This is a genomic window from Protofrankia sp. BMG5.30 (assembly GCF_001983005.1).
Lineage (GTDB): Bacteria > Actinomycetota > Actinomycetes > Frankiales > Frankiaceae > Protofrankia > Protofrankia coriariae.
Genome location: NZ_MOME01000002.1, coordinates 1 through 20,867 on the forward strand (window position 1 = coordinate 1; position 20,867 = coordinate 20,867).

Below are 20,867 nucleotides of genomic sequence, written 5' to 3' on the forward strand. Positions count from 1 at the left end.
GTCTCCGGCAGCGCGACAAACCACGATCGCGCTGCCTTCGAGCGAGCCAGCTGAGCGTCTCCGGCAGCGCGACAAACCACGATCGCGCTGCCTTCGACGGACCGACTTGCGTGTCTCCGGCAACACGAAAACCATGATCGCGTCGCCTTTGACCTAGGCTTCCTGGTGTGCATCCGCATACCACCAAGGCGGTCGCCGATCCGCTTGGCTGGCTGGACAGCCATGCCCGGCGCCGGGAAGAGGCCGGGCTGCGCCGGGTCGTGCGCCCACGTGCGCCCGACTCAGGGGCGCCGGGCGACCCGGCACGCGGGGATCCCACCCGCCTGCTGGACCTGGCCGGCAACGACTACCTGGGCCTGTCCCGCCACCCCGAGGTGATCGAGGGCGGGGTGCGGGCACTGCGCACCTGGGGTGCGGGCTCCACCGGGAGCCGGCTGGTCACCGGGACGACCACCCTGCACGGCGACCTTGAAGACGCCCTCGCCGAGCACACCGGCTTCGCCGCGGCGCTGGTCTTCGCCTCCGGGTATGCGGCCAACCTGGGTGTGCTCACCTCGCTCACCGGGCCCGAGGACCTCATCGTCTCGGACGAGCGCAACCACGCGTCACTGGTGGACGCCTGCCGGCTGTCCCGGGCACAAGTGATCATCGTCCCGCACGCCGACGTCGAAGCGGTCGACGCGGCGCTGGCCGAACGGTCGTGGCAACACGCGGTCGTGGTCACCGACTCGGTGTTCTCCGCCGACGGCGATCTGGCCCCGCTGGCCGCGCTGCACACGGTCGTCCGCTCCCGCGGCGCGCTGCTGGTCGTGGACGAGGCCCACAGTCTCGGCGTCGTCGGCCCCGGCGGGCGAGGCGCGCTCGCGGACGCCGGGCTCGCCGGCGAGCCGGACGTGGTCGCCACCGTCACCCTGTCCAAGGCGCTGGGCAGCCAGGGCGGTGCCGTGCTGGGCCCGCCAGCCGTACGCGCGCACCTCATCGACACCGCCCGCACGTTCATCTTCGACACCGGCCTGGCGCCGGCCTGCGCCGGCGCGGCGCTCGCCGCGCTCGGAATCCTCACCACCACCCCGGATCTCGCGGACGGCGTCCGACGGCACGCCCGCCACCTGGCCGACCTCACCGGCGCGCCCCGACCGGCCGGCGCGGTCGTCTCGGTCGTCCTCGGTGAACCGGAACGCGCGGTGCGGGCGACGGAGATCTGCCGTGCGCACGGGGTGGCCGTCGGCTGCTTCCGCCCCCCGACCGTGCCCCCGGGCACGAGCCGGCTGCGGGTCGCGGCCCGCGCCAACCTCACCGCCACCGACCTGGCCCGGGCCGCCGACGCCTTCGCCGCGGCCATCGGCGCACCCGGCTGTCCCGGATGACGGTCCTCGTGGTGACGGGGACCGGGACGGGGGTCGGGAAGACGGTCGTCACCGCGGCGGTGGCCACCCTCGCCCGGGATCGGGGCATCGACGTCGCCGTGGTGAAGGCCGCCCAGACCGGCGTCGAGCCCGGTGAGCCCGGCGACCTCGACCATGTGCGCGCCCTGTCCGGGGTCGAGGAGCTGTACGAGTACGCCCGGTTCCCGGCGGCGCTGTCGCCGGCTGCCGCGGCCCGCCTGCACCGGCGTACCCCGGTGGAGCTCGGCGACGTCGCCCGGCATGTGGGCGAGCTCGCCGAGCGCCACCGGCTCGTCCTGGTGGAGGGTGCCGGCGGGCTGCTGGTCCGCTACGACGACGAGGGCAGCACCGTTGCCGACCTCGCCCGTACGCTGGCCGCGCCGGTGCTGCTGGTCAGCGAGGCCGGGCTCGGCTCGCTCAACACCACCGCGCTGACCCTGGAGGCGCTGGCCAACCGTGGGCTGGAACTCGCCGGGCTCGTCATCGGCTCCTGGCCGGCCAGCCCCGATCTCGCCTGTCGCTCGAACATCGTGGACATGGAAATGCTTGCCGCGCGTCCACTCGCCGGAGCGGTGCCAGCGGGGGCGGGGCACACCGACGCCGCGGCGTTTCGCGCCACCGCCCGGGCCTGCCTGGCGCCCGCTCTCGGCGGCACCTTCAACGCCCACGACTTCCGAGAGAGTCACAGACCGTGACTCTCTCGGTTCGTCAGCCATCCCGGGGACCTCGCGGACCTGGGCCACCCGGATCCTCGGACGAATCGACGGTCCGTAACCTACCTACCACAGGGAGACCGCTTTGCCGCCGTCAGTAGTCACCGTGCCCGTGCCCTCGCCGACGCAACCGCCGACACCGGCCCGGTCGGCGGCTGACCAACCAGCAGTCGACCAGCCGACAGCCGTCGGGCGACCCGGCGGGAACGCGCCGGTCACCGACATCCTCCAGGTCGCCCGTGAGCAGGTGCTGGAGCATGGCCAGGGGCTCTCCACCGAACAGACCCTTCAGGTGCTACGGCTCGACGAAGACCGGATCGGCGAGGCGCTGGCGCTGGCGCACGAGGTGCGGATGCGCTGGTGCGGCCCGGAAGTCGAGGTCGAGGGGATCGTCAGCCTCAAGACCGGCGGTTGCCCGGAGGACTGCCACTTCTGCTCCCAGTCCGGCAAGTTCGACTCACCGGTGCGCTCGGTCTGGCTGGACGTCCCGTCGCTGGTCGAGGCCGCGAAGGCGACCAGGGAGACCGGCGCGACCGAGTTCTGCATCGTCGCAGCCGTCCGGGGACCGGACAAGCGTCTGATGAGCCAGGTCCGGGCGGGGGTCGAGGCGATCCGCGCCGCCGTCGACATCAACATCGCCTGCTCGCTCGGGATGCTCACCCAGGAACAGGTGGACGAGCTCGCCGCGCTGGGCGTCCACCGCTACAACCACAACCTGGAGACGGCACGCTCGCACTTCCCCCAGGTCGTGACCACGCACAGCTGGCAGGAGCGGTGGGACACCTGCGAGATGGTGCGGGCCGCCGGCATGGAGCTGTGCTGCGGCGCCATCATCGGGGTCGGTGAGACGCTGGAGCAGCGAGCCGAACTCGCCGGCCAGCTCGCCGCGCTGGAACCCGACGAGGTCCCGCTGAACTTCCTCAACCCGCGGCCGGGCACACCGTTCGCCGATCTTCCGGTGGTCGGCCCGAAGGAGGCGTTGCGCACCATCGCCGCGTTCCGGCTCGCGCTGCCGCGCACCATCCTGCGCTACGCCGGCGGACGCGAGATCACTCTTGGCGATCTCGCTGTCGACGGGATGCTCGGCGGCATCAACGCGGTCATCGTCGGCAACTACCTCACCACGCTGGGACGGCCCGCCGAGGCAGATCTTGAAATGCTCGCCGACCTGAAGATGCCCATCAAGTCCATGCAGTCCACGTTCTGATCACAGGTCGTCCCGGTCGTTGCGGGCCGGACCGCAACGACCGGGACGACCGAGGCGCAGGGCGCGCCGGTGGAGCCGCGACCGGCCGCGCGGTGGTGGGTGGCGGGCCGGCGGGTCCGGGTAGAACGACCGAGGGTAGAACATCGGCTGGGCCGCTCGATGTTCTACCCTCGGAAGCATGACTACCGAGGGTCAGAGGCGCCACGATCACGCTTCTGCCGCACCCGGGGCGCCGACAGACCGCCGGCAGCCTGATCATGCTTCTGTCGCCCTCGGGGCCCCTCCCGGACCGGCACAGCCGATCCGGGAGGTCCGACGCAGCCCGCTCCCCGGGTCACCCGGTGCGGCGGAGACGACCTTCTGCGACCGGTGCGGGCGGCCGCTGGCCGACAGCGGRCACGACAGCTGCGTCCAGGCCCGGTTGCTGGAACCGCCACGGTTCTGCCAGACCTGCCGGCGGCGGATGATCGTCCAGGTCACCCCGACCGGCTGGACGGCCAGCTGCGTCGAACACGGCACGATCGCGGGCTGACCCCCAGCCCACTCGTCCCCGGGCCCGCTCGTCACAGGCCTGACGGTCAGGCCACCGGAAGCTGGTCGAGGAGGGCGATCAGATCGCCTTCCTGAACGACGTCCCCTTCCCGCACGGCGATCTGGGCGACCAGGCCGCCGTCCTCGCTGAGTACCGGGATCTCCATCTTCATGGAGTCGAGAATCACCAGCGTGTCACCGGCCGACACGGTGTCCCCGACACCGACCACGACCTTCCACACGTTGGCCACCATCTCAGCCCGAACTTCCTCGGCCACGGCTCCCCTTCCCTGTTCCGAGCGTTCCCGCTCCGGCGCGGACATGTGCACAGCGTGAGCGTAGTGTGCGTCGACGCCCGACCGCTGCGCGCCACGTCGACAAAGAAAGTCCCCGTTCGACCACCGATCCACCCAATTTCTTGACACGGTGGTAACAACTCCCGCCCCAGGCTCCCTCCKAGCCCACCAACGATCTTCGCTGGACGGACGGGAAACCGGCGCGGGCGGCCAGTCCGCACAGCCGGGGACGCGGCAGCGGAGAACCCGCGACGGCGACCCGGACATGCCGGAATGCCACGCCTGCGATCGAAGGCCCCGCGGACAACGCACACTACGAGTGTGTTCGTTCTCCTTGTGCTTGCCCTGGTGGGCGGTGTCACCGTGGGACTGATCCGCGGTGGCACGCTGGACGCTCTGGTTCGTGTCTATGTGTCACGCCCGWGGATGTTCGTGGCCACGATCGCGGCCCTGAGCGTGAGYCGGTTCATCCCCGGCCTGTACGCGGCCGCGTGGGTACTGGCCACGGTGGCGGTCGCGCTGTTCGCCGCGGCGAACTCCCGACTGCCCGGCGTCGGCCTGCTGTGGGCCGGGATCGCGCTGAACACCGTCGTGATCCTCGCCAACGGCGGTCAGATGCCGGTGTCACTGTGGGCGGCCGAACGGGCCGGCGTGTCCGCCAGCGAGATATACGCCTCCGCCCAGCACACACCGGGCGGTGACAACACCGTCCTGCGCCCGGCCACCGACGTGATCCCGCTGGCGTTCCCCGGCGCGGGGGCCGTCATCAGCATCGGCGACGTCCTGGCCGCCGCCGGCGTCGGCATGTTCGGCGCGGTCGCCCCGGTACGGGCACGCCGCACCCTGGAGTCCCGCCTGACCCCCAAATAGTGGCTTTGCCACTATTTGGGGACCCCTGGCGGAGTGGCTGGTCGTCGCGCGGGCTTATCGATCATCTGATGATGATCGATAAGGAAAAGGAGTGGGGCGTCCTGGGGGTCTCGCCGTGGGGGTCCTGGGGTCTCGCCGTGGGGGCGGGGGCTTCGGCCCACCAAGGCCCGTGGCCGGCCCGCGGTCCCGCGGTCTCGCCGGGGGCGCGGGGGGGGCTTTGGGCGTGGGGCCGGAGGGGGCTTCGGGTGTGACCGGGGAAGGTGTTTCGGTGTCGTGGATGGGCTGATCCACATCGTTCGGATGGGCCGGGTGGCCGGGGCCGTGGGCGTCGGTGGGTGTGGTCTGCGGGCGGGCGGGGTCGGCTGCGGTGGGTGGGGGTGGCGGTCTGGCAGGATGGCCCGAGCGGAAAGGAGGTTCCCGACGTGGCGAAGAAGAAGCGCAAGCGGCGCGCACGCGCCAAGAGCAAGGCCAACCACGGCAAGCGCCCGAACACCTGATCCCCACGAGCACCTGACGTTCCTCGGATGACGTTCTTCGGGCCACGGGCGAGCTCAGACGCGGACAGTCACGGATCTGTCACACTGCTCGCATCCCGTGTGCGGCCGCGAAGCCACCTGCCGGGAGCGGCAACGGCCCGGTGGCGACCCACCGGGCCACAGCCCAGTCCAGCGGGCCACAACCAACCGGCCAGAACCAACCGGCCAGAACCAACCGGATGGTCGGCAACACCGGCCGGGACACAGCGTCCGCCGGCCTGTGACGAGCGGCGAACCCGCCGCCCAACGGCGGGGAGGCTGCGGGGATGGCCGGGAGAGGCGCTGGTCAGCCGGTGGCGGTACGGGTCCGTAGCCACTGCACGGTCTGCCGCAGCCCGTTGTCCAGATCGACCTGGGGCCGCCAGCCGACCAGCCGGGCCGCCCTGCCGATGTCGAGCGCGATCCGTTGCAGCTCACCCGGCCGGGACGGGGCGAACTCGGGGGCGTCCGCCACGCCGACGATCTCCGCGATCGCGCTGTGCAGATCCCGGACGGTCGTCTGCGTGCCGGTACCGATGTTGAGGCGTTCGCCGTTGGCGGCATCCGACGGGACGGACCGGGCGAAGGCGTCCGCGACATCGCCGACGAAGACGTAGTCACGGGTGGTCGTGCCGTCACCGAAGATCCTCGTCGGACGACCCTCGAGCATCGCCGTCCCGAAGATCGCCACCACGCCGGCCTCGCCGTGCGGATCCTGGCGGGGCCCGTAGACGTTCCCCAGCGCCAGCGCCGTCGTGGCCAGCCCGTACGTGGACCGGTACACGGACAGGTAGAGCTCGCCGGCCGCCTTGCCCGCGGCGTACTGCGACTCGGGGGCCACCGGCACGGTCTCGTCCACCGGCAGGTGTTGTGGCGTCCCGTAGATCGAGCCGCCGGAGGATGTGTGGACGAACTTCCCGACGCCGGCCAGCCGGCTCGCCTCCAGCACGTTGATCGTCCCGAGCACGTTCAGCCGGGCGTCGAGCAGCGGGTCGCTGACGCTCACCCGCACGTCGATCTGGGCCGCCAGATGCAGGACGACGCCGGGACGGATCCGCTCGACGACACCGATCAGCTCGGCGGACGTGATATCCACCTTCTCGAAGGAAAACCGGTGGTCACGCAGGGCAGGGCCGAGGTTCTCAAGCCGACCGGTGGACAGGTCGTCGACCCCGACGACATCATGGCCGTCGGCGAGCATACGGTCGGTGACCGTGGAACCGATAAAACCGGCCGCGCCGGTGACGAGGATACGCACGGCACAAGAGCCTAACCGCCAGTCGGACGGTCGGCTGTCATGGCCAACCCTCTTGTTCGGCCTTATTCGGCGCGGAACTCCGCGGTGTCGGCGTCGATGCGGGCAGCCCGCAGCCGTTCCAGGACGCTCTCCCGGAGCGACTCGGGAGCGCGCTCCCCGCCGCATCTGCGGGCCACCAGCAGCTTCACCTCGTGTTCCACCCCGAACTCCCGAAGGCACGGAGAGCATTCGTCCAGGTGGGAACGAACCAGATGTTTGTGATCGAAGTCGATCTCACCGTCGAGATAGAGGTAGACCGCTTCCAGAACCTTCCGACAGTCGACCGCGTGCGGGTCCCCACAGCTCACGATCCACCACCGTCGATCTCGGAGCTGCCGGCCCGGACCAGGCCGCGTTCCCGGGCGTAGTGCTCAAGAGCGGTACGCAGCCCGCGACGGCCACGATGCAGGCGTGACATCACGGTACCGATCGGGGTACCCATGATCTCCGCGATCTCCTTGTAGGCGAACCCCTCGACATCCGCAAGATACACCGCAATACGGAAATCCTCGGGCAGCGCCTGGAGCGCCTCCTTGACATCGCTGTCCGGCAGATGCTCCAACGCCTCGGTCTCAGCGCTCTTCAGACCGCTGGACGTGTGCGACTCGGCGTCGGCGAGCTGCCAGTCCTCGACCTGCTCGGTCGGGCTCTGCAACGGCTGGCGCTGACGCTTGCGGTAGGTGTTGATGAACGTGTTCGTCAGGATACGGTAGAGCCACGCCTTGAGATTTGTGCCTTCCTGGAACTGGTGGAAGGCGGCGAACGCCTTGACGAAGGTTTCCTGCACCAGGTCTTCGGCGTCGGCCGGATTACGCGTCATCCGCAGCGCCGCCGCATAAAGTTGATCAAGAAAAGGCAGGGCGTCTCGCTCGAAGCGGCTGCTGCGCTCCTCGACGGTCTCGTCGACCAGGACCACTCCCTCGTTCCTTGGGTCGTCCGCGGGATACCGGCTCACGGACGTGCCGGCGGCCCCTGGAACGGACGATACCCTGGCAGGTGCGTACGCGCGTGTGGAAAAACCACCGGTACCGGCCGACTCCGGGACGCTTGGCCACCGGGCGGAAGGGTCAATCGGCCCATCATGCGGCCGGGGCGCCGGAGCGGGCGTCGACGCGGTGGCGCGGGCACAGGTTACCAGCGACCCAGGGGCCGCGGCTCCGGCCGACACAGCCGCGGACGATACAGCCGCGGCCGACGCAACAGGCATACCGTCGCGAACGTYGTCGCGTCGCCACCGGCCCGCCAGCCCGGTTGCGAACTGGGCAGTCATCGAACCTCCGAACGGATGTCCCCGCCGACCGGAAGCAAAACGATCATAACGGCCTGCGGATCAAGAAACGATCAGCTCGGCCCGTCGTTCTCCTGCGTCACGGACGGCTCCAAGAATCCCTGCAGGTGGCGTAACTGCCCGACCAGCCGTCGGATTCCCGGCGACGACCCGGGGCCCCGACCTCGGCGAACGGACGACAGAGGTATCATCACGCCTCCATAAATACGCTGGAAGAGCAACATGAGAACATGCAAAAGTCAATAGAATGTTATTTATCAACACTAATCACTACTAATCGCCATGGGGCAAGGCGAGGAGCGCGAGGCGGAGGGCGGGGCGTACGGTGCCTCGGCGGCCGCCGGGTACTCACGGCCCGGTGGAAGCCAGCCGGGCAATGATCCACTCTGTCGCGACGGTCGCAGCCTCGTCGACGACCTCGGCTTCGTCGCGGCCGTCCTTGCGGCGCGTCCGCATGGCGTGGTCGGCGCCGGCCAGGACGTGCACCTCGATGTGCCGGGCCGGGTCCGGATCGGGCATGCCGAACGTGTCCCGGTCCCCCTGGAGCACAAGCACGGGGACGCCGACGGCAAGCAGTTCGGGCAGGCGTGACGGCCGGCTCCCCAGCGGCTCCCGTCCGCCGTCGTGACCGACATCCTCCCCGAGATCTTTTTTAGCCGGGGCGGCGGGCTTTCCCGGTGGACACAGGGGGAAGCCGAAGGCCACTACCGCGGCGGCTCCGGTCGTGCGGGCGCACCGGCAGGCCACCCTCGATCCCATGGAACGGCCGACGAGGACGACGGGCCGCGGCCGCCCCAGGGCGTCCATGACCGCGTGCAGCACCGCGTCCAGCCGTGCCGGACGATCCGGCGCACGGCGTCCGGCGACGCGGTAGGGCATCTCGAGGCGGGCCACGCCGATCCCGCGCCCCGGCAGCCGCGCGGCGAGCACAGACAACACACCGACATCCGTTCCACTGCCAGCACCGTGCAGAAGGACAACGGATCCTATCGACGCCCGTGTCGCGGGAACCAGGAACACCCGTGCGCCGTCGACATCCAGGGAAGTCCGATCGGTGGAGGAGGCGTCGGCCATGGCCGTACCCGGGAGAAAAATGTCACCGCTGCCCGTGTGCATCTGTCAGACTTCCCGTGAGTGTGTGTGACTTGTTTCGCATCTTCCCCCCTGAAGGGTAGGAAAGGTCCATGCTGCCGCGTCTCGACGCCGAGCCAGATCAGCCGCGCGGACGAACGCCGACCCTCGTCTACGAGGCCCCCACGGACAGTGATGATCCGTACTGGGCGTTCTACGAAGATGTCGCCGCGACCCAGCTGGCCAGCTGGCTGCCGATGCCACGGATCCGGGTGCTGGACGTCTCCGGCCCACGGACGAGGTTCGCACGCCAGATGGTCACGGCGGGACACGACGTCGTGCGCGTCGTGCCGGCCCCGGACCGTCTGGGTGCCCGCGGTGTCGGCAGGCGCGCGGACGGCCATGCCCGCTTCGGTGGGGCTTCTCTCCGTCTCGGCGAGGCCGGTGGGCCCGCCACGGTCCGGCTGGGTGACATTACCGGCCCCGGGCGGCTGGTGCAGGTGGCCGGTGACCCCCGGTCACTCGACTGGTTCGCACCGGAGAGCTTCGACGCTGTCCTGGCCGAAGGCCGCGCGCTGTCGTTCTGCCTGGCCACCGAGACGACCCTGGAAGAGATCCACCGCATGCTGCGCCCCGGCGGACGGCTGCTGCTGTGCGTCGACTCGCTGCTGCTGGGCCTGGCCCGGCTCGCCGAACAGCACCGTTGGGCGGAGCTGTCCGATGTTCCACGGGCCGACGTCGTTCTCGTCCCGGCCGAGGACGGCTCCATCACCCGCTGTTTCTGGCCGGAGGAGCTGCGCGCCCTGTTGACCAGCGCCGGCCTGGACGTCGACTGGATCCGGCCGCGGACGGTGCTCTCGGCCGAGGCGGTGACCCGCGCGGTCGCCTCCGATGTCTCCTGCTTTCCCACCCTGGTCCGCACCGAGGTCGATCTGTCGGCCGAACGCGAGGGCGAGTCGATCGGCATCCACCTGGTCGCCAGCGCCCGCCGCCCCGACTGAAGCCCCGCCGTCCCGGCTGGAGTCCCGCTGTCCTGACCGGAACGCTGTGGAGCATCGTCCTGGCTGGAACGCCGTCCTGGCTGGAACGCCGTTCCAGCCGTGGCCGAAGTGCGCCGGCGGACGCCGCCGGCCCTCCGCGTCCCGCGTCCGGCATGCTGAACGGGTGACCGTCACCACGGACGTACCCACGGATCCCTGGCCGGCGCCGACGGCCGACCGGCCGGTCGACGCGACCGTGACCATGCCCGGGTCCAAGTCGGCGACGAACCGCGCCCTGATCCTCGCCGCGATCTCCGCCGGCACCAGCCGGCTGACCAGGCCGTTGCGCTCCCGGGACTCGCTGCTCATGGCCGCCGCCCTCGGCGAGCTCGGCGTGGCCGTCGCCGACGACCACGATGACTGGCTGGTCCACGGCCGCTACCCGCTCCAGGCGGCCCCAGCTGCCCGGGTCGACTGCGGCAACGCCGGCACCGTCGCCCGGTTCACCCCCGCGCTGGCCACGCTGGCGCACGGCGACGTGGTCTTCGACGGCGACCCGCGCATGCGGGAACGCCCGCTCACCCCGCTGCTGGACGCGCTGCGGACCCTGGGCGCGGCCGTCGACGGCGACCGGATGCCGTTGACCGTGCACGGCCGGGGGCACCTGCCCGGCGGCGCGGTGACGGTGGACGCGTCCACCTCCAGCCAGCTCGTCTCCGGTCTGCTGCTGGCGGCCCCCCGCTACGATCAAGGGGTCACCGTCCGTCATGTCGGCGCGCGGCTGCCGTCCTGGCCGTATCTGGAAATGACCGTCGCGGACCTGCGCGCCGCTGGGGCGACGGTCGAGGTGGACGTCGACCGCCGCCCCGGCGGCGAGGCGCGCTGGTCGGTGGCGGCGGGGCCGCTGCACGCCCACGACCGGGTCATCGAACCCGACATCAACAGCGCGTCGGCCTTCCTGGCCGCGGCCGCGGCGACCGGCGGCCGGGTCGTGCTCGCCGACTGGCCGGGCGGAACCGTCCAGCCCGGCCGCATGCTGCCCGACCTGCTGACCGCCATGGGATGCGTCTGCACCCTGACCGCGGCCGGCCTGGAGGTCCGCGGGCCCGGCCGGCTGCGCGGCATCGACGTCGACCTCAGCGACTACGGCGAGGCCGCCCCGACGCTCACGGCGCTCGCAGTCCTCGCCGACTCGCCCAGCCGGCTGCGCGGCATCGCCCACCTGCGCCTGCAGGAGACCGACCGGCTCGGCGCGCTCGCGGCCGAGCTGGGCCGTCTGGGCGCGGACATCACCGTGACCGACGACGGGCTGGCCGTCTCCCCCGCGCCGCTGACCGGCGCCCGCCTCGACCCGCGGGCCGACCATCGCCTGGCCATGGCCTACGCCGTGGTGGGGCTGGTCGTGCCGGGGGTGCTCGTCGACGACATCGCCACGACCGGCAAGACCGTGCCGTACTTCCCCAAGTTGTGGGCGCGGATGCTCGACGGGGCGGACCCACGCCCGTGAGAACCGGCCGCCACGACCGCACACGGGGTCACCCCGCGCTGTCCGGCTCCGAACAGCACCACCCCGTACCGCGTGGCCCGGCGCGCCACCCCGAACGGCACCGCCCTGAACAGCACCGCTCCGAACAGTGCCACTCCGAGCAACGTCATCCCGAGCAACGTCACCTCGAACGGCGCGGCTGAATGCCCCGCGAGCTCGACGAGGACGACGTCCGGGTGCGGGCCGGGCGCGGGTCGCGGCCGCGTACCCGGGACCGTCCCGACCACGCCGACGCGGTGGCAGCGACCGTGGTGGCGGTCGACCGCGGCCGTTACACCTGCCATCTCGTCGGGGTGGCGCCGCCGGGACCGCCGGGACCGGCAGGAGAGCCGGCGCCGGAGGCCGGCGGGGCGCTGGTGGCCGCCGTCCGCGGTGGCTCGGTGCGCCGGACCAGCGTGGTCGTCGGTGACGAGGTCGCCCTGGTCGGGGACGTCTCCGGCCGTCCCGGCAGCCTTGCCCGGATCGTCGGGCGGGCCGAGCGCCGCAGCGTGCTGCGCCGTACCGCCGACGACACCGATCCGGTGGAGCGCCCGATCGTGGCCAACGCCGACAGGCTGGTCATCGTCTGYGCCCTCGCCGACCCGCCGCCGCGGTCGGGGCTGATCGACCGCTGCCTGGTCGCGGCCTACGACGGCGGTCTGGAGCCGCTGCTGTGCCTGACCAAGGCCGACCTCGCCGATGACACACCTCTGCGCGCACTCTACGCGCCACTTGGCCTACCTATGGTGACCACCAGGCCGGACGCCGGTCTGTCCGGGCTGACCGCCCTGATGGCGGCCCACGTCTGCGTCATGTTCGGCCATTCCGGGGTGGGCAAGTCGACGCTGGTCAACCGACTGGTACCGGACGCCGCCCAGACGATCGGCGCGGTCAACGCGGTCACCGGCCGTGGCCGGCACACCTCGTCCGCGGCGATCGCCCTGCCGATGCCGGGCGGCGGCTGGGTCGTCGACACCCCCGGGGTGCGCTCGTTCGGGCTGGGCGCGGTCTCCACCGACCGGCTGCTGCGGGCCTTCCCCGATCTGGCGCCGGCCACGGCGGCCTGCCCGGGCGGCTGTACCCATCTGGCGGGCCTCGCCGACTGCGCGCTTGATCAGGCGGTGGCGGACGGCCAGGCGGACCCGGCCCGGCTGGCCAGCCTGCGCCGGCTGCTCGCCGCCCGCTTCGGCGCCGACCCGTCATGACGACCGCAACCGGCTACGGTGGGCGCGGCTACGGTGAGCCCTCCGGCGGTGATGCCGGGTGCCGCGATACTGGATACTGCGGTACCGCTCGTCTCCCGGTGCCGGCCGAGGAGCGGGAGATCGTCCGTGGCCGCCCGTGGTAGTGTCGTCGTCTTCGCCACGCCTGGTGGGCCTCGTTCACGAAGGCTGCCATCCGTCCGGGTGAGGCGCACGCGGGTAGGCTCCCCGCGTGACCAATGCCGCCCAAACAGACGCCCTGGAAGCCGTGGGGACGGACCTGCCGGGATCAGACCGACAGCCAGCTTCCAGCGGCGCTCGGCCCACCGTCGACGGGTACGCGACCACCGGACACCCGATCGGTGACGACCTCGCCCTCGCCCTCGCCCTCGCGGACGCCGCCGACGCAATCACACTCGCCCGTTTCCAGGCCGTCGACCTGCGCGTCGAGGCGAAACCCGATGCCACCCCGGTCACCGACGCCGACACCGCCGTGGAGGCGATGATCCGTGCGCGGCTGGCCGAGTCCCGGCCCGGCGACGCGGTACTCGGCGAGGAGCAGGGGCTCATCGGTGCCGACACCCGGCGCCGATGGGTGGTCGACCCGGTGGACGGCACCAAGAACTTCGTGCGTGGGGTGCCGGTATGGGGGACGCTGCTCGCCCTCGAGGTAGACGGCGAGGTCGTCGTCGGGGTGGCGAGCGCCCCCGCGATGGGCCGGCGCTGGTGGGCGGCACGCGGCCAGGGCGCGCACACCCGGACCGCGGTCGGCGAGACCCGTTCCCTTGCCGTGTCCGCGGTGGCGGACCTGGCCGACGCCTACCTGTCCTTCGCCTCGGTCGAGAGCTGGTCGGCCGCCGGGCGGCTCGCGCCCTTCCTGGGCCTGGTCGACGCGGTGTGGCGGACTCGCGCCTACGGCGACTTCTGGTCCCACATGATGGTCGCCGAGGGTGCCGTCGACCTCGCCTGCGAGCCCGATGTCTCCCTCTGGGACATGGCCGCGCTCCAAGTGATCGTCGAGGAGGCCGGTGGCACCTTCACCGACCTGACCGGACGCCGTGGGCCCGGCGGTGGCTCGATCCTGACGACCAACGGCCGTCTGCACACCCGGGCCCTGGACATCCTCAACCAGCCCGCCCAGCCCGCCGTTCGGTGACCCGTCCCGCCAGGGCGGCCCCGATCGGGTTCGCCCACCGGGGCGCGCCGGGCCGCTTCCGGCGGGAGAACACCCTGGCCGCGTTCAGCCGGGCGCTGGCCGGCGGCGCAGGCGGGTTGGAGTCGGACGTGTGGCTCACCGCCGACGGCGTCCCGGTGCTCCACCACGACGGCGTGCTCGGGCCACCGGGCCGCCGCCGCCGGATCGGTGACCTGCCAGCGGCCCGGTTACCGGGCTGGCTGCCCACCCTGGCCGACCTCTACGCCACCTGCGGCAGCGACTTCGAGCTCAGCCTGGATCTGAAGGATCCCCCGCCGGCCGCCGGGCGGGCCGTCGCGGCCGTCGTCGCGGTGGCCCGGGCCGCGAGCGCGGCGGGACGGCTGTGGCTGTGCGGCAGCCTGCCGGCGATCCGTCACTGGCGGTCGCTCGATGATTTTGTTGGGCCGGAGCCAGTGCGACTGGTCAACTCCGCGTCCGCGCGGGATGCCGGCTTTCGCGGCCGTGGCCGCGGCGGCAGTGACCTGTTGGACGGCCTGCTGGACGCGTACGTGCGCGATGCCGCGGCGGCTGGCGCCACGGTGCTGAACCTGCGGGCCAACGAGTGGACCGCGTCGATGGTGCCGGTGGTGCACGCCGGTGGGCTGCTCGCCTTCGGCTGGCACGCGCAGACGTCCGGGACGCTGAACCGGCTGGTGGGATTCGGCCTGGACGGCGTCTACTCGGACTACCTCGGCCGGCTTGTTCGCGCCACGGGCAGCGATACGACAATCACGGACGCGGATGACGTCGACGGCAGGCGATCGGATGAGAGCGATCAATCATCCTCGCTGGCGGAATGACCGGCGCGAATCACCGGGCCCACATTAGGGCCGGGCCACGGATGCCGGCGCAATCCAGCAGGTCAAAAGCGACGTGGCCACGCTTTTTACACGCTGCCGGAAGGCCTCGCCCCCCGGGTCGCTGCCAGGCTCCGCAGGGTGACGGCCCGGGGCATCGGTACGGCGCTTGGCGCTTCCCCGCCCCGCCAGCTCGGGGCACCCCACCGGAGCCTGTCGCTATAGGCGTCGCGGAGCGTGCTTATTTCGCGGCCGAAGCGGATGGTGACCGGCCGACTCACTCGTCGGCGGCGACTTCGGCGACTTTCAACATCTGCGGCGGAAATCCTGTGCGTTCCGCTACACGCTCGACAGAGTAACCCTGCCGTACCAGGTCACGGGCCTGCTCGAGGGTCCAGCCGCGACCGGGGTCCACCCGGCGGACGACGACCTCACTTGCCTGGCGACGCTCTTCTGGCCAGCTCAGACGCGCACGACGTGCCAACGGTCGACCTCCGATATATCTCTGACTTCAGTTACTACGACAAGGATAGGCCATATTGGCATGACCGCGCTCGACGAACTCCACGATAGCGGGCGTCGGCGACCCAATACGACACCGGGTTGGAACATAGAAGTGGCATCTGTCTCGACGATCTGACGTGATGGCCGGCGGCGGCGTCGTGGCAGGCCATCATACCTGGCTGATCACGGCCACTGGACCAACCGGCCCACGGTTGTTCATGCCCGGGAACAGCACGAGGCTGTCACCAGTATGAACCGTTGCGGGTACGACTCAAACACAACTCCTGACAAGACGATGCCCACGAGCGGCACGCCGACAACCTGAAGCGACAACCGCCGTGCGTTCACCACCGGCCACCGGAGCATCGACGTGTCTTCGTTTCCAGCTCACCTTCTTCACCGTGGTTCGGTCATCCGGTTCCCGGCCGGCCCCGTGGCCAGGCAGATCCGCCTCCGTCCGCATCATCACCCCGCCGGTGCCGCCGGTGCCGCCGGTGCCRGCGGCGCTGCCGGTGCCGGACGCCGATGAACCGGCCGCCGACGGTCACCGGCAACCGACCATGTCCCGCTCATGGGTGGGCCGTTGATCCACCCGTCCCCGTGAGCACAGCAGATCCCGCCACTGCCGGGCGGAGTACGTTGCCGGACGGGTGGTGGCCAGAAAGTCCTCCAGTACCGCTCGGAAGCGCTCCGGATCGCTGTGATGGGGGAAATGCCCGGCACCCTCGAAGATCTCGAGACGGCTGCCGGGCATCGCCGCGTGCGCGATCCGCGCGTGCTCGACCGGAATCACCGCGTCATGCTCACCCCAGATGATCATACATGGCATTCCGGCGGCAAGATAGCAACGGTCCAGCATGGTGATTGCCTGGCCGTGGCTGTCCACCGAGGAGCGCAGCGTCCGCAGAAATGCCGCCCGGGCGGTGTTCACGTGCAGGTTGTCGAACATCCGCATCAGGTCGTCGGCGTCCCGGCCCAGATCGGTGCGCAGCCATCGCAGCGTCCGGGTCACYGCCCAGCCGACCTGGCGTAGCGGGGACGCGGTGGCCAGCGAAAGCACCAGCCCCGACCCGGGAGTGGTCGCCACGGTCCGCAGTACCGGATGCAGATCCGGGCACACCCCGCCGGTCGCCACCAGTACCACCCGTTCGCAACGCTCGGGGAACTGGTAGGCGAACTGCATGGCGATGCCGCCGCCCAGGGAATGACCGACCACTGTCACCCGGTCGATACCGAGCACCGTCAAAAGGTCACGCATCCCGCACGCGTATCCGCCGATGGAATAGTCACCGCGCGGCTTGTCGGACTCACCGTGACCGAGCAGGTCCGGCACAATCACCGTCCGCCCCCGCGCGAGCAGCGGAACGATGCCGCGCCAGCTCTGCGAGTTGTCCCCGACTCCGTGGATGASCAGCAACGCCGGGCCACGGCCCACCCGTATATAGGCCCTCCGATATCCGTGCACCGTCACATATCGGGTGGCATAGCCCGACGAGACCGATGGCTGGACGGCTCGCGTCACATCCGTGCCGTCCACCGCCGTGGCCAGGTCGTCCCGGCCGTCACCCGGCAGGCTGATCAGGTCGTGCGCCGTACGAGTGCGAATCTCATCCATGGCCGTCCTCCGACCATTCGCCATCGGTCGGCCGGGTACCGCGCGGTGTGGCGGGATGCCCGCCCGTGGCACCGTCACGACCCGGCCGGCCTCCAACAGCCCGAACCGGTCAGAACTCGATGTTGCTCATCACGTGTTTGACCCGGGTGTAGTCCTCCAGACCGTAGATCGACAGATCCTTCCCATAGCCGCTCTTCTTGAAGCCTCCGTGTGGCATCTCGGCCACCAGCGGTATGTGGGTGTTGATCCATACACAGCCGAAGTCGAGCCGGCGGGCGACCCGCATGGCCCGCCCGTGGTCGCGCGTCCACACGCTGGAGGCAAGCCCGTACTCGACCCCGTTCGCCCAGGCCACCGCCTCGTCCTCGGAGCTGAACCGCTGGACGGTCACGACCGGGCCGAAGATCTCGTTCTGGGTCATCTCGTCGTCCTGGCGCAGGCCCGCGACCACCGTCGCCGGGTAGAAGAACCCGGGCCGGTCCAGGGGCTCCCCGCCCGTGAGCACCTCGGTGTGCGCCGGCCTGCKCTCCACCAGGCCGTGCACCCGGCCGAGCTGGCCCAGATTGTTCAACGGGCCGTAGGCCGCCGCCGGCTCCTGCGGTGGCCCTGTCCGCGTCGCCCGCGCCTGCTCGGTGAGGGCCGCGACAAGATCGTCGTGGATGCCCGGGGCGGCCAGCACCCGGGTGGCGGCGGTGCAGTCCTGGCCGGCGTTGAAGTAGGCCGCGCCCGCGATCCCCTCCGCCACCTCCTCGGCGTCGACGTCGTCGAAGACGATGACCGGCGCCTTGCCCCCGAGTTCCAGATGGACCCGCTTGAGGGAGTCCGCGGCCGTCCGGGCGACCTCCGTGCCCGCCCGGACGCTGCCGGTCACCGACGCCATCGCGGGCAGCGGGTGGGCCACCAGCGCCCGGCCRGTGTCCCGGTCCCCGCACACCACGTTCAGGACGCCGGGCGGCAGGAACTCGGCGGCGATCTCGGCGAGCAGCAGCGTGCTCACCGGGGTCGTCTCCGACGGCTTGACGACCACGGTGTTCCCCGCGGCGATCGCCGGGGCGAACTTCCACACCGCCATCATCATCGGGTAGTTCCACGGCGTGACCTGCGCGCAGACCCCCACCGGCTCACGGCGGACGAAACTGGTGTGACCGGCCAGGTACTCCCCGGCCGAGCGGCCCTCGAGCAGCCGGGCGGCACCGGCGAAGAAACGGATCTGATCCGCCGTCGGCGGGATCTCCTCGTTCATGGTCAGTTCGATCGGCTTGCCGGTGTTCTCGCACTCCGCCCGGACGAGATCCGCGGCGCGCTCCTCGACCGCGTCGGCCAGCCTGAGCAGCGCTCTGGCCCGCTCGCTCGGCGTGCTGTCGCGCCAGGACTCGAAGGCGCGTGCGGCCGTCTGGACCGCGGTGTCCACGTCGGACGGGCCGGACAGGGGCGCTTCGGCGAAGACCTCCGCGGTGGACGGGTTCACCAGCGGCATCGTGCGGCCGCCCGTCGCCGGAACGCTGGTACCGCCAATGAAGTTCGTCAGAATCCTGTCCATACGCACACTCCGGTAGCCAATATGGATCGAACGGACCTGGGACCGTGCCGGCGTCGGTCGGATTGCCACCCGGCGTCGGCATCAGGTTCCYGGCCGGGCTCCGAGTGCGCGAGAAGAGCTGTGGACGCGCGTTCCTCGGCCGGTCGCGGAACCCCCGGGCGCGAGCAGGCCACTGACAGGCAGACTAGACCACGGATTGCGTCCTCGTCAGAAGGATCTGGCGAGGAAATCATACCGAAGTATCCCTTGAGCGCCATATCCCTGGTCATCCTTAAGTCACCTCTCAGGAAGTCCCTCGGATATCCTCAGCCCTCCCTCGGTATCCCCCACCGCGCCCGCGGGCACTCCCGGGCGACCGATCGGGCCGTCCACGCGCCCGCGAGCCCCTCGCCGGCGGCCCGACGATTCCCACAGGTCAGTGGTTTTCGTCAGCGGGTGACGCCCTCCGGCCATGAGGTGACATTCCGTCAGTAGGCGATACTCCGTCGGTCGGTGATATTCCGTCAGCCGGTTACATTCCGTCATGAGGTGACGTCTCGGACCAGCGCGTCGAGGGAGTCCAGGTAGCGGTCGACGTCGGCCTCGGTGTGCTGCACCGACAGTGTCCACTCCTCCTCCCGGCCCGGCGCCATCAGCACGCCTCGGTTGGCGTTGTACAGCCACGCGAGCTCCGGCAGCGCCGCGTTCTGGTGCGCCATGAAGGAGGTGTAGTCGCGAATCGGCGCGTCGGTGAAGTGGACGCAGCCCTTCGAGCTGATCCCGACCGTGTAGCCGGGCAGCCCGCGCCGGCGAAGGATCTCGTCGCAGCCGGCGATCAGCAGCTCACACAGCCGGTCCAGGTAGGCGTAGGCCTGCGGGGTGAGGACCTCCAGCAGGCTCGCCYGGGCCGCAGCCATGGTCAGCGGGTTGCCGTTGAACGTCCCGACCTGTTTGACCCGGTCCGACGCCACCACCTCCATGATCTCGACGGTCGCGCCGACGGCGCCGGAGGGCAGGCCACCGCCGAGCGCCTTGGCAAGGGTGACCATGTCGGGCCGGACGCCGAACCGCTCGGTCGCTCCCCCGGGCGCCACGCACAGCCCGGTCTTGACCTCGTCGAAGATCAGCACGATGCCGTGACGCCGGGTGATCTCCCGGACGGCTTCCAGGTAGCCGGGCTCGGGCAGGACCACCCCGAGGTTCATCATCGCGGCTTCCATGATCACGCATGCCGGTGGTCGCCCGTCGGCGGCGAGCGCCTCGATCCGCCGTTCCATGGCCGGGGCGTCGTTGAACGGCACCGGCACGGTCAGGTCGACGACGGCCCGCGGTATGCCTTCGCCATAGGCGAGGGACGCCATGTTGTCGGGCGGGCCGATCTCGTCGTACGGGGTGCCGATGGAGACCATCACGTAGTCGTGGTGGCCGTGGTAGGAGCCGAAGATCTTGATGATCGTCTCGCGCCCGGTGACGGCCCGGGCGATCCGGATCGCGTCCATCGTCGCTTCCGAGCCCGAGTTGAGATAGCGCCACTGCGRCAGGCCGAAACGACGGGCCAGCTCCTCACTGACGATCACGGAGTCCTCGGTCGGCATGGCGAAGTGGCTGCCCAGCCCGATCCGCTCCCGCACCGCCCGGACGATCGCCGGGTGCGCGTGCCCCTGCACCATCGACCCGAAGCCGTTGTGGAAGTCGCAGTACTCGCTGCCGTCGACGTCCCACACCCGGGAACCGCGCCCGTGCGTGAGGTAGATCGGCCAGGGATCACGGGCCTGGTAGGACGACGGAACCCCACCGGTCATCGACCGCACCGCCCGGGCGTGCATCGCCCGTGAGCCCGGGGTGCGCGCCTGTAGCCGCAGTTCCTCACGCTCGGTCAGGGCGGCCACCCGCTCGTCGCGACGGGCCGACAAGGCGCCTTCCTTCGGTTCGGACGCTGTTCCGGCCATGTGCTGCGCCCCCTCCCAGTGACCTCGCTTCCTCCCAGTGACCTGGGAATCCGGAAATCGCGAGGACTCGATCGGGCCACTCGGACCACCGGCGCTCGGTATGGAAAGCGTAGCCCGCCCGGCACCTGCCGACCCGGTCCACGGCTGACGCGCAAAAGACAGGACCGTCCTACCGCCGGCCTGGCGCGAAGCACTAGGAATCCGCGCCGACCACCGGCCCGGAAATACCGGGCCCATACCGGATGAATCACTCCGGCAGACTTCCCGCTACTTACGGAATTCCTATTACTTACGGACTGCCAGTTACTTGCGGAAGTATCCGACAAAACAAGTCATGCTTACTCCCGGTTCGCCCGGTCCGATGCGGAGAGGCCCCACAGGGACGGCGTTGCCCCGCCATCATCATCC

General features: G+C 70.8%; 18 protein-coding genes. 10 read left to right on the forward strand and 8 right to left on the reverse strand.

Annotation, left to right across the window (positions count from 1 at the left end; all coding sequences use genetic code 11):
- Positions 1 to 167 precede the first annotated feature (167 nt).
- From BL254_RS00215 to bioB, 3 genes are all read left to right on the forward strand, one after another.
- Positions 168 to 1,367 (forward strand): 8-amino-7-oxononanoate synthase, encoded by a 1,200-nt coding sequence (locus BL254_RS00215; protein WP_047222691.1) that lies wholly within the window; start codon positions 168 to 170, stop codon positions 1,365 to 1,367.
- A complete protein-coding gene (bioD, locus tag BL254_RS00220; RefSeq protein WP_076842184.1) occupies positions 1,364 to 2,080 on the forward strand; it encodes a dethiobiotin synthase in 717 nt (238 codons plus the stop codon). Before BL254_RS00215 ends, bioD begins: the two co-directional genes overlap by 4 nt.
- 103 nt (positions 2,081 to 2,183) lie before the next feature.
- Positions 2,184 to 3,305: a biotin synthase BioB gene (gene bioB, locus BL254_RS00225; protein WP_047222692.1), complete on the forward strand. Its 1,122-nt coding sequence runs from the start codon at positions 2,184 to 2,186 to the stop codon at positions 3,303 to 3,305.
- Between the two features lie 578 nt (positions 3,306 to 3,883).
- On the opposite strand, the gene BL254_RS00235 is transcribed toward bioB, so the two are convergent.
- Positions 3,884 to 4,114, reverse strand: a complete 231-nt coding sequence (locus BL254_RS00235; protein WP_047222694.1) for a biotin/lipoyl-binding carrier protein — start codon at positions 4,112 to 4,114, stop codon at positions 3,884 to 3,886.
- Between the two features lie 339 nt (positions 4,115 to 4,453).
- Between BL254_RS00235 and BL254_RS00240 the strand changes: the two genes are divergently transcribed.
- Together BL254_RS00240 and BL254_RS29165 are read left to right on the forward strand one after the other, a co-directional pair.
- Complete coding sequence (locus tag BL254_RS00240; protein ID WP_076842185.1) at positions 4,454 to 5,002, forward strand: DUF5317 domain-containing protein; 549 nt, start codon at positions 4,454 to 4,456, stop codon at positions 5,000 to 5,002.
- 422 nt (positions 5,003 to 5,424) lie between these two features.
- Positions 5,425 to 5,499 carry a 50S ribosomal protein bL37 gene (locus BL254_RS29165; RefSeq protein WP_369299096.1) on the forward strand — a complete coding sequence of 25 codons (75 nt, stop codon included), beginning with the start codon at positions 5,425 to 5,427 and terminating at the stop codon, positions 5,497 to 5,499.
- 325 nt (positions 5,500 to 5,824) lie between these two features.
- On the opposite strand, the gene BL254_RS00245 is transcribed toward BL254_RS29165, so the two are convergent.
- The 4 genes from BL254_RS00245 to BL254_RS00260 form a co-directional block, all read right to left on the reverse strand.
- Positions 5,825 to 6,775 (reverse strand): GDP-mannose 4,6-dehydratase, encoded by a 951-nt coding sequence (locus BL254_RS00245; RefSeq protein WP_047222695.1) that lies wholly within the window; start codon positions 6,773 to 6,775, stop codon positions 5,825 to 5,827.
- 62 nt (positions 6,776 to 6,837) lie between these two features.
- On the reverse strand, positions 6,838 to 7,122 hold the full coding sequence (rsrA, locus tag BL254_RS00250; protein WP_047222696.1) for a mycothiol system anti-sigma-R factor: 285 nt from the start codon (positions 7,120 to 7,122) through the stop codon (positions 6,838 to 6,840).
- Positions 7,119 to 8,084, reverse strand: coding sequence for a sigma-70 family RNA polymerase sigma factor (locus BL254_RS29170; RefSeq protein WP_371389682.1), 966 nt, complete (start codon positions 8,082 to 8,084; stop codon positions 7,119 to 7,121). Before BL254_RS29170 ends, rsrA begins: the two co-directional genes overlap by 4 nt.
- Before the next feature lie 366 nt (positions 8,085 to 8,450).
- Positions 8,451 to 9,041, reverse strand: a complete 591-nt coding sequence (locus tag BL254_RS00260; RefSeq protein ID WP_338052719.1) for an alpha/beta family hydrolase — start codon at positions 9,039 to 9,041, stop codon at positions 8,451 to 8,453.
- A 245-nt stretch (positions 9,042 to 9,286) separates the two neighbouring features.
- On the opposite strand from BL254_RS00260, the gene BL254_RS00265 reads away from it, so the two are divergent.
- From BL254_RS00265 to BL254_RS00285, 5 genes are all read left to right on the forward strand, one after another.
- On the forward strand, positions 9,287 to 10,174 hold the full coding sequence (locus tag BL254_RS00265; protein ID WP_047222699.1) for a class I SAM-dependent methyltransferase: 888 nt from the start codon (positions 9,287 to 9,289) through the stop codon (positions 10,172 to 10,174).
- Between the two features lie 163 nt (positions 10,175 to 10,337).
- On the forward strand, positions 10,338 to 11,660 hold the full coding sequence (aroA, locus tag BL254_RS00270; protein WP_047222700.1) for a 3-phosphoshikimate 1-carboxyvinyltransferase: 1,323 nt from the start codon (positions 10,338 to 10,340) through the stop codon (positions 11,658 to 11,660).
- Between the two features lie 182 nt (positions 11,661 to 11,842).
- Positions 11,843 to 12,883 (forward strand): ribosome small subunit-dependent GTPase A, encoded by a 1,041-nt coding sequence (gene rsgA, locus BL254_RS00275; RefSeq protein WP_047222701.1) that lies wholly within the window; start codon positions 11,843 to 11,845, stop codon positions 12,881 to 12,883.
- Positions 12,884 to 13,112: 229 nt separating this feature from the next.
- A complete protein-coding gene (gene hisN, locus BL254_RS00280) occupies positions 13,113 to 14,036 on the forward strand; it encodes a histidinol-phosphatase (RefSeq protein WP_047222702.1) in 924 nt (307 codons plus the stop codon).
- Positions 14,033 to 14,875 (forward strand): glycerophosphodiester phosphodiesterase, encoded by an 843-nt coding sequence (locus BL254_RS00285; RefSeq protein WP_047222703.1) that lies wholly within the window; start codon positions 14,033 to 14,035, stop codon positions 14,873 to 14,875. The genes hisN and BL254_RS00285 overlap by 4 nt, the downstream gene beginning before the upstream one ends.
- A 1,045-nt stretch (positions 14,876 to 15,920) precedes the next feature.
- Here BL254_RS00285 and BL254_RS00300 read toward each other — a convergent pair.
- From BL254_RS00300 to BL254_RS00310, 3 genes are all read right to left on the reverse strand, one after another.
- Positions 15,921 to 16,991, reverse strand: coding sequence for an alpha/beta fold hydrolase (locus BL254_RS00300; RefSeq protein ID WP_083730729.1), 1,071 nt, complete (start codon positions 16,989 to 16,991; stop codon positions 15,921 to 15,923).
- 109 nt (positions 16,992 to 17,100) lie between these two features.
- A complete protein-coding gene (locus tag BL254_RS00305; protein ID WP_076842186.1) occupies positions 17,101 to 18,531 on the reverse strand; it encodes a gamma-aminobutyraldehyde dehydrogenase in 1,431 nt (476 codons plus the stop codon).
- 521 nt (positions 18,532 to 19,052) lie between these two features.
- Positions 19,053 to 20,459, reverse strand: a complete 1,407-nt coding sequence (locus tag BL254_RS00310) for an aspartate aminotransferase family protein (protein WP_076842187.1) — start codon at positions 20,457 to 20,459, stop codon at positions 19,053 to 19,055.
- Positions 20,460 to 20,867 lie beyond the last annotated feature (408 nt).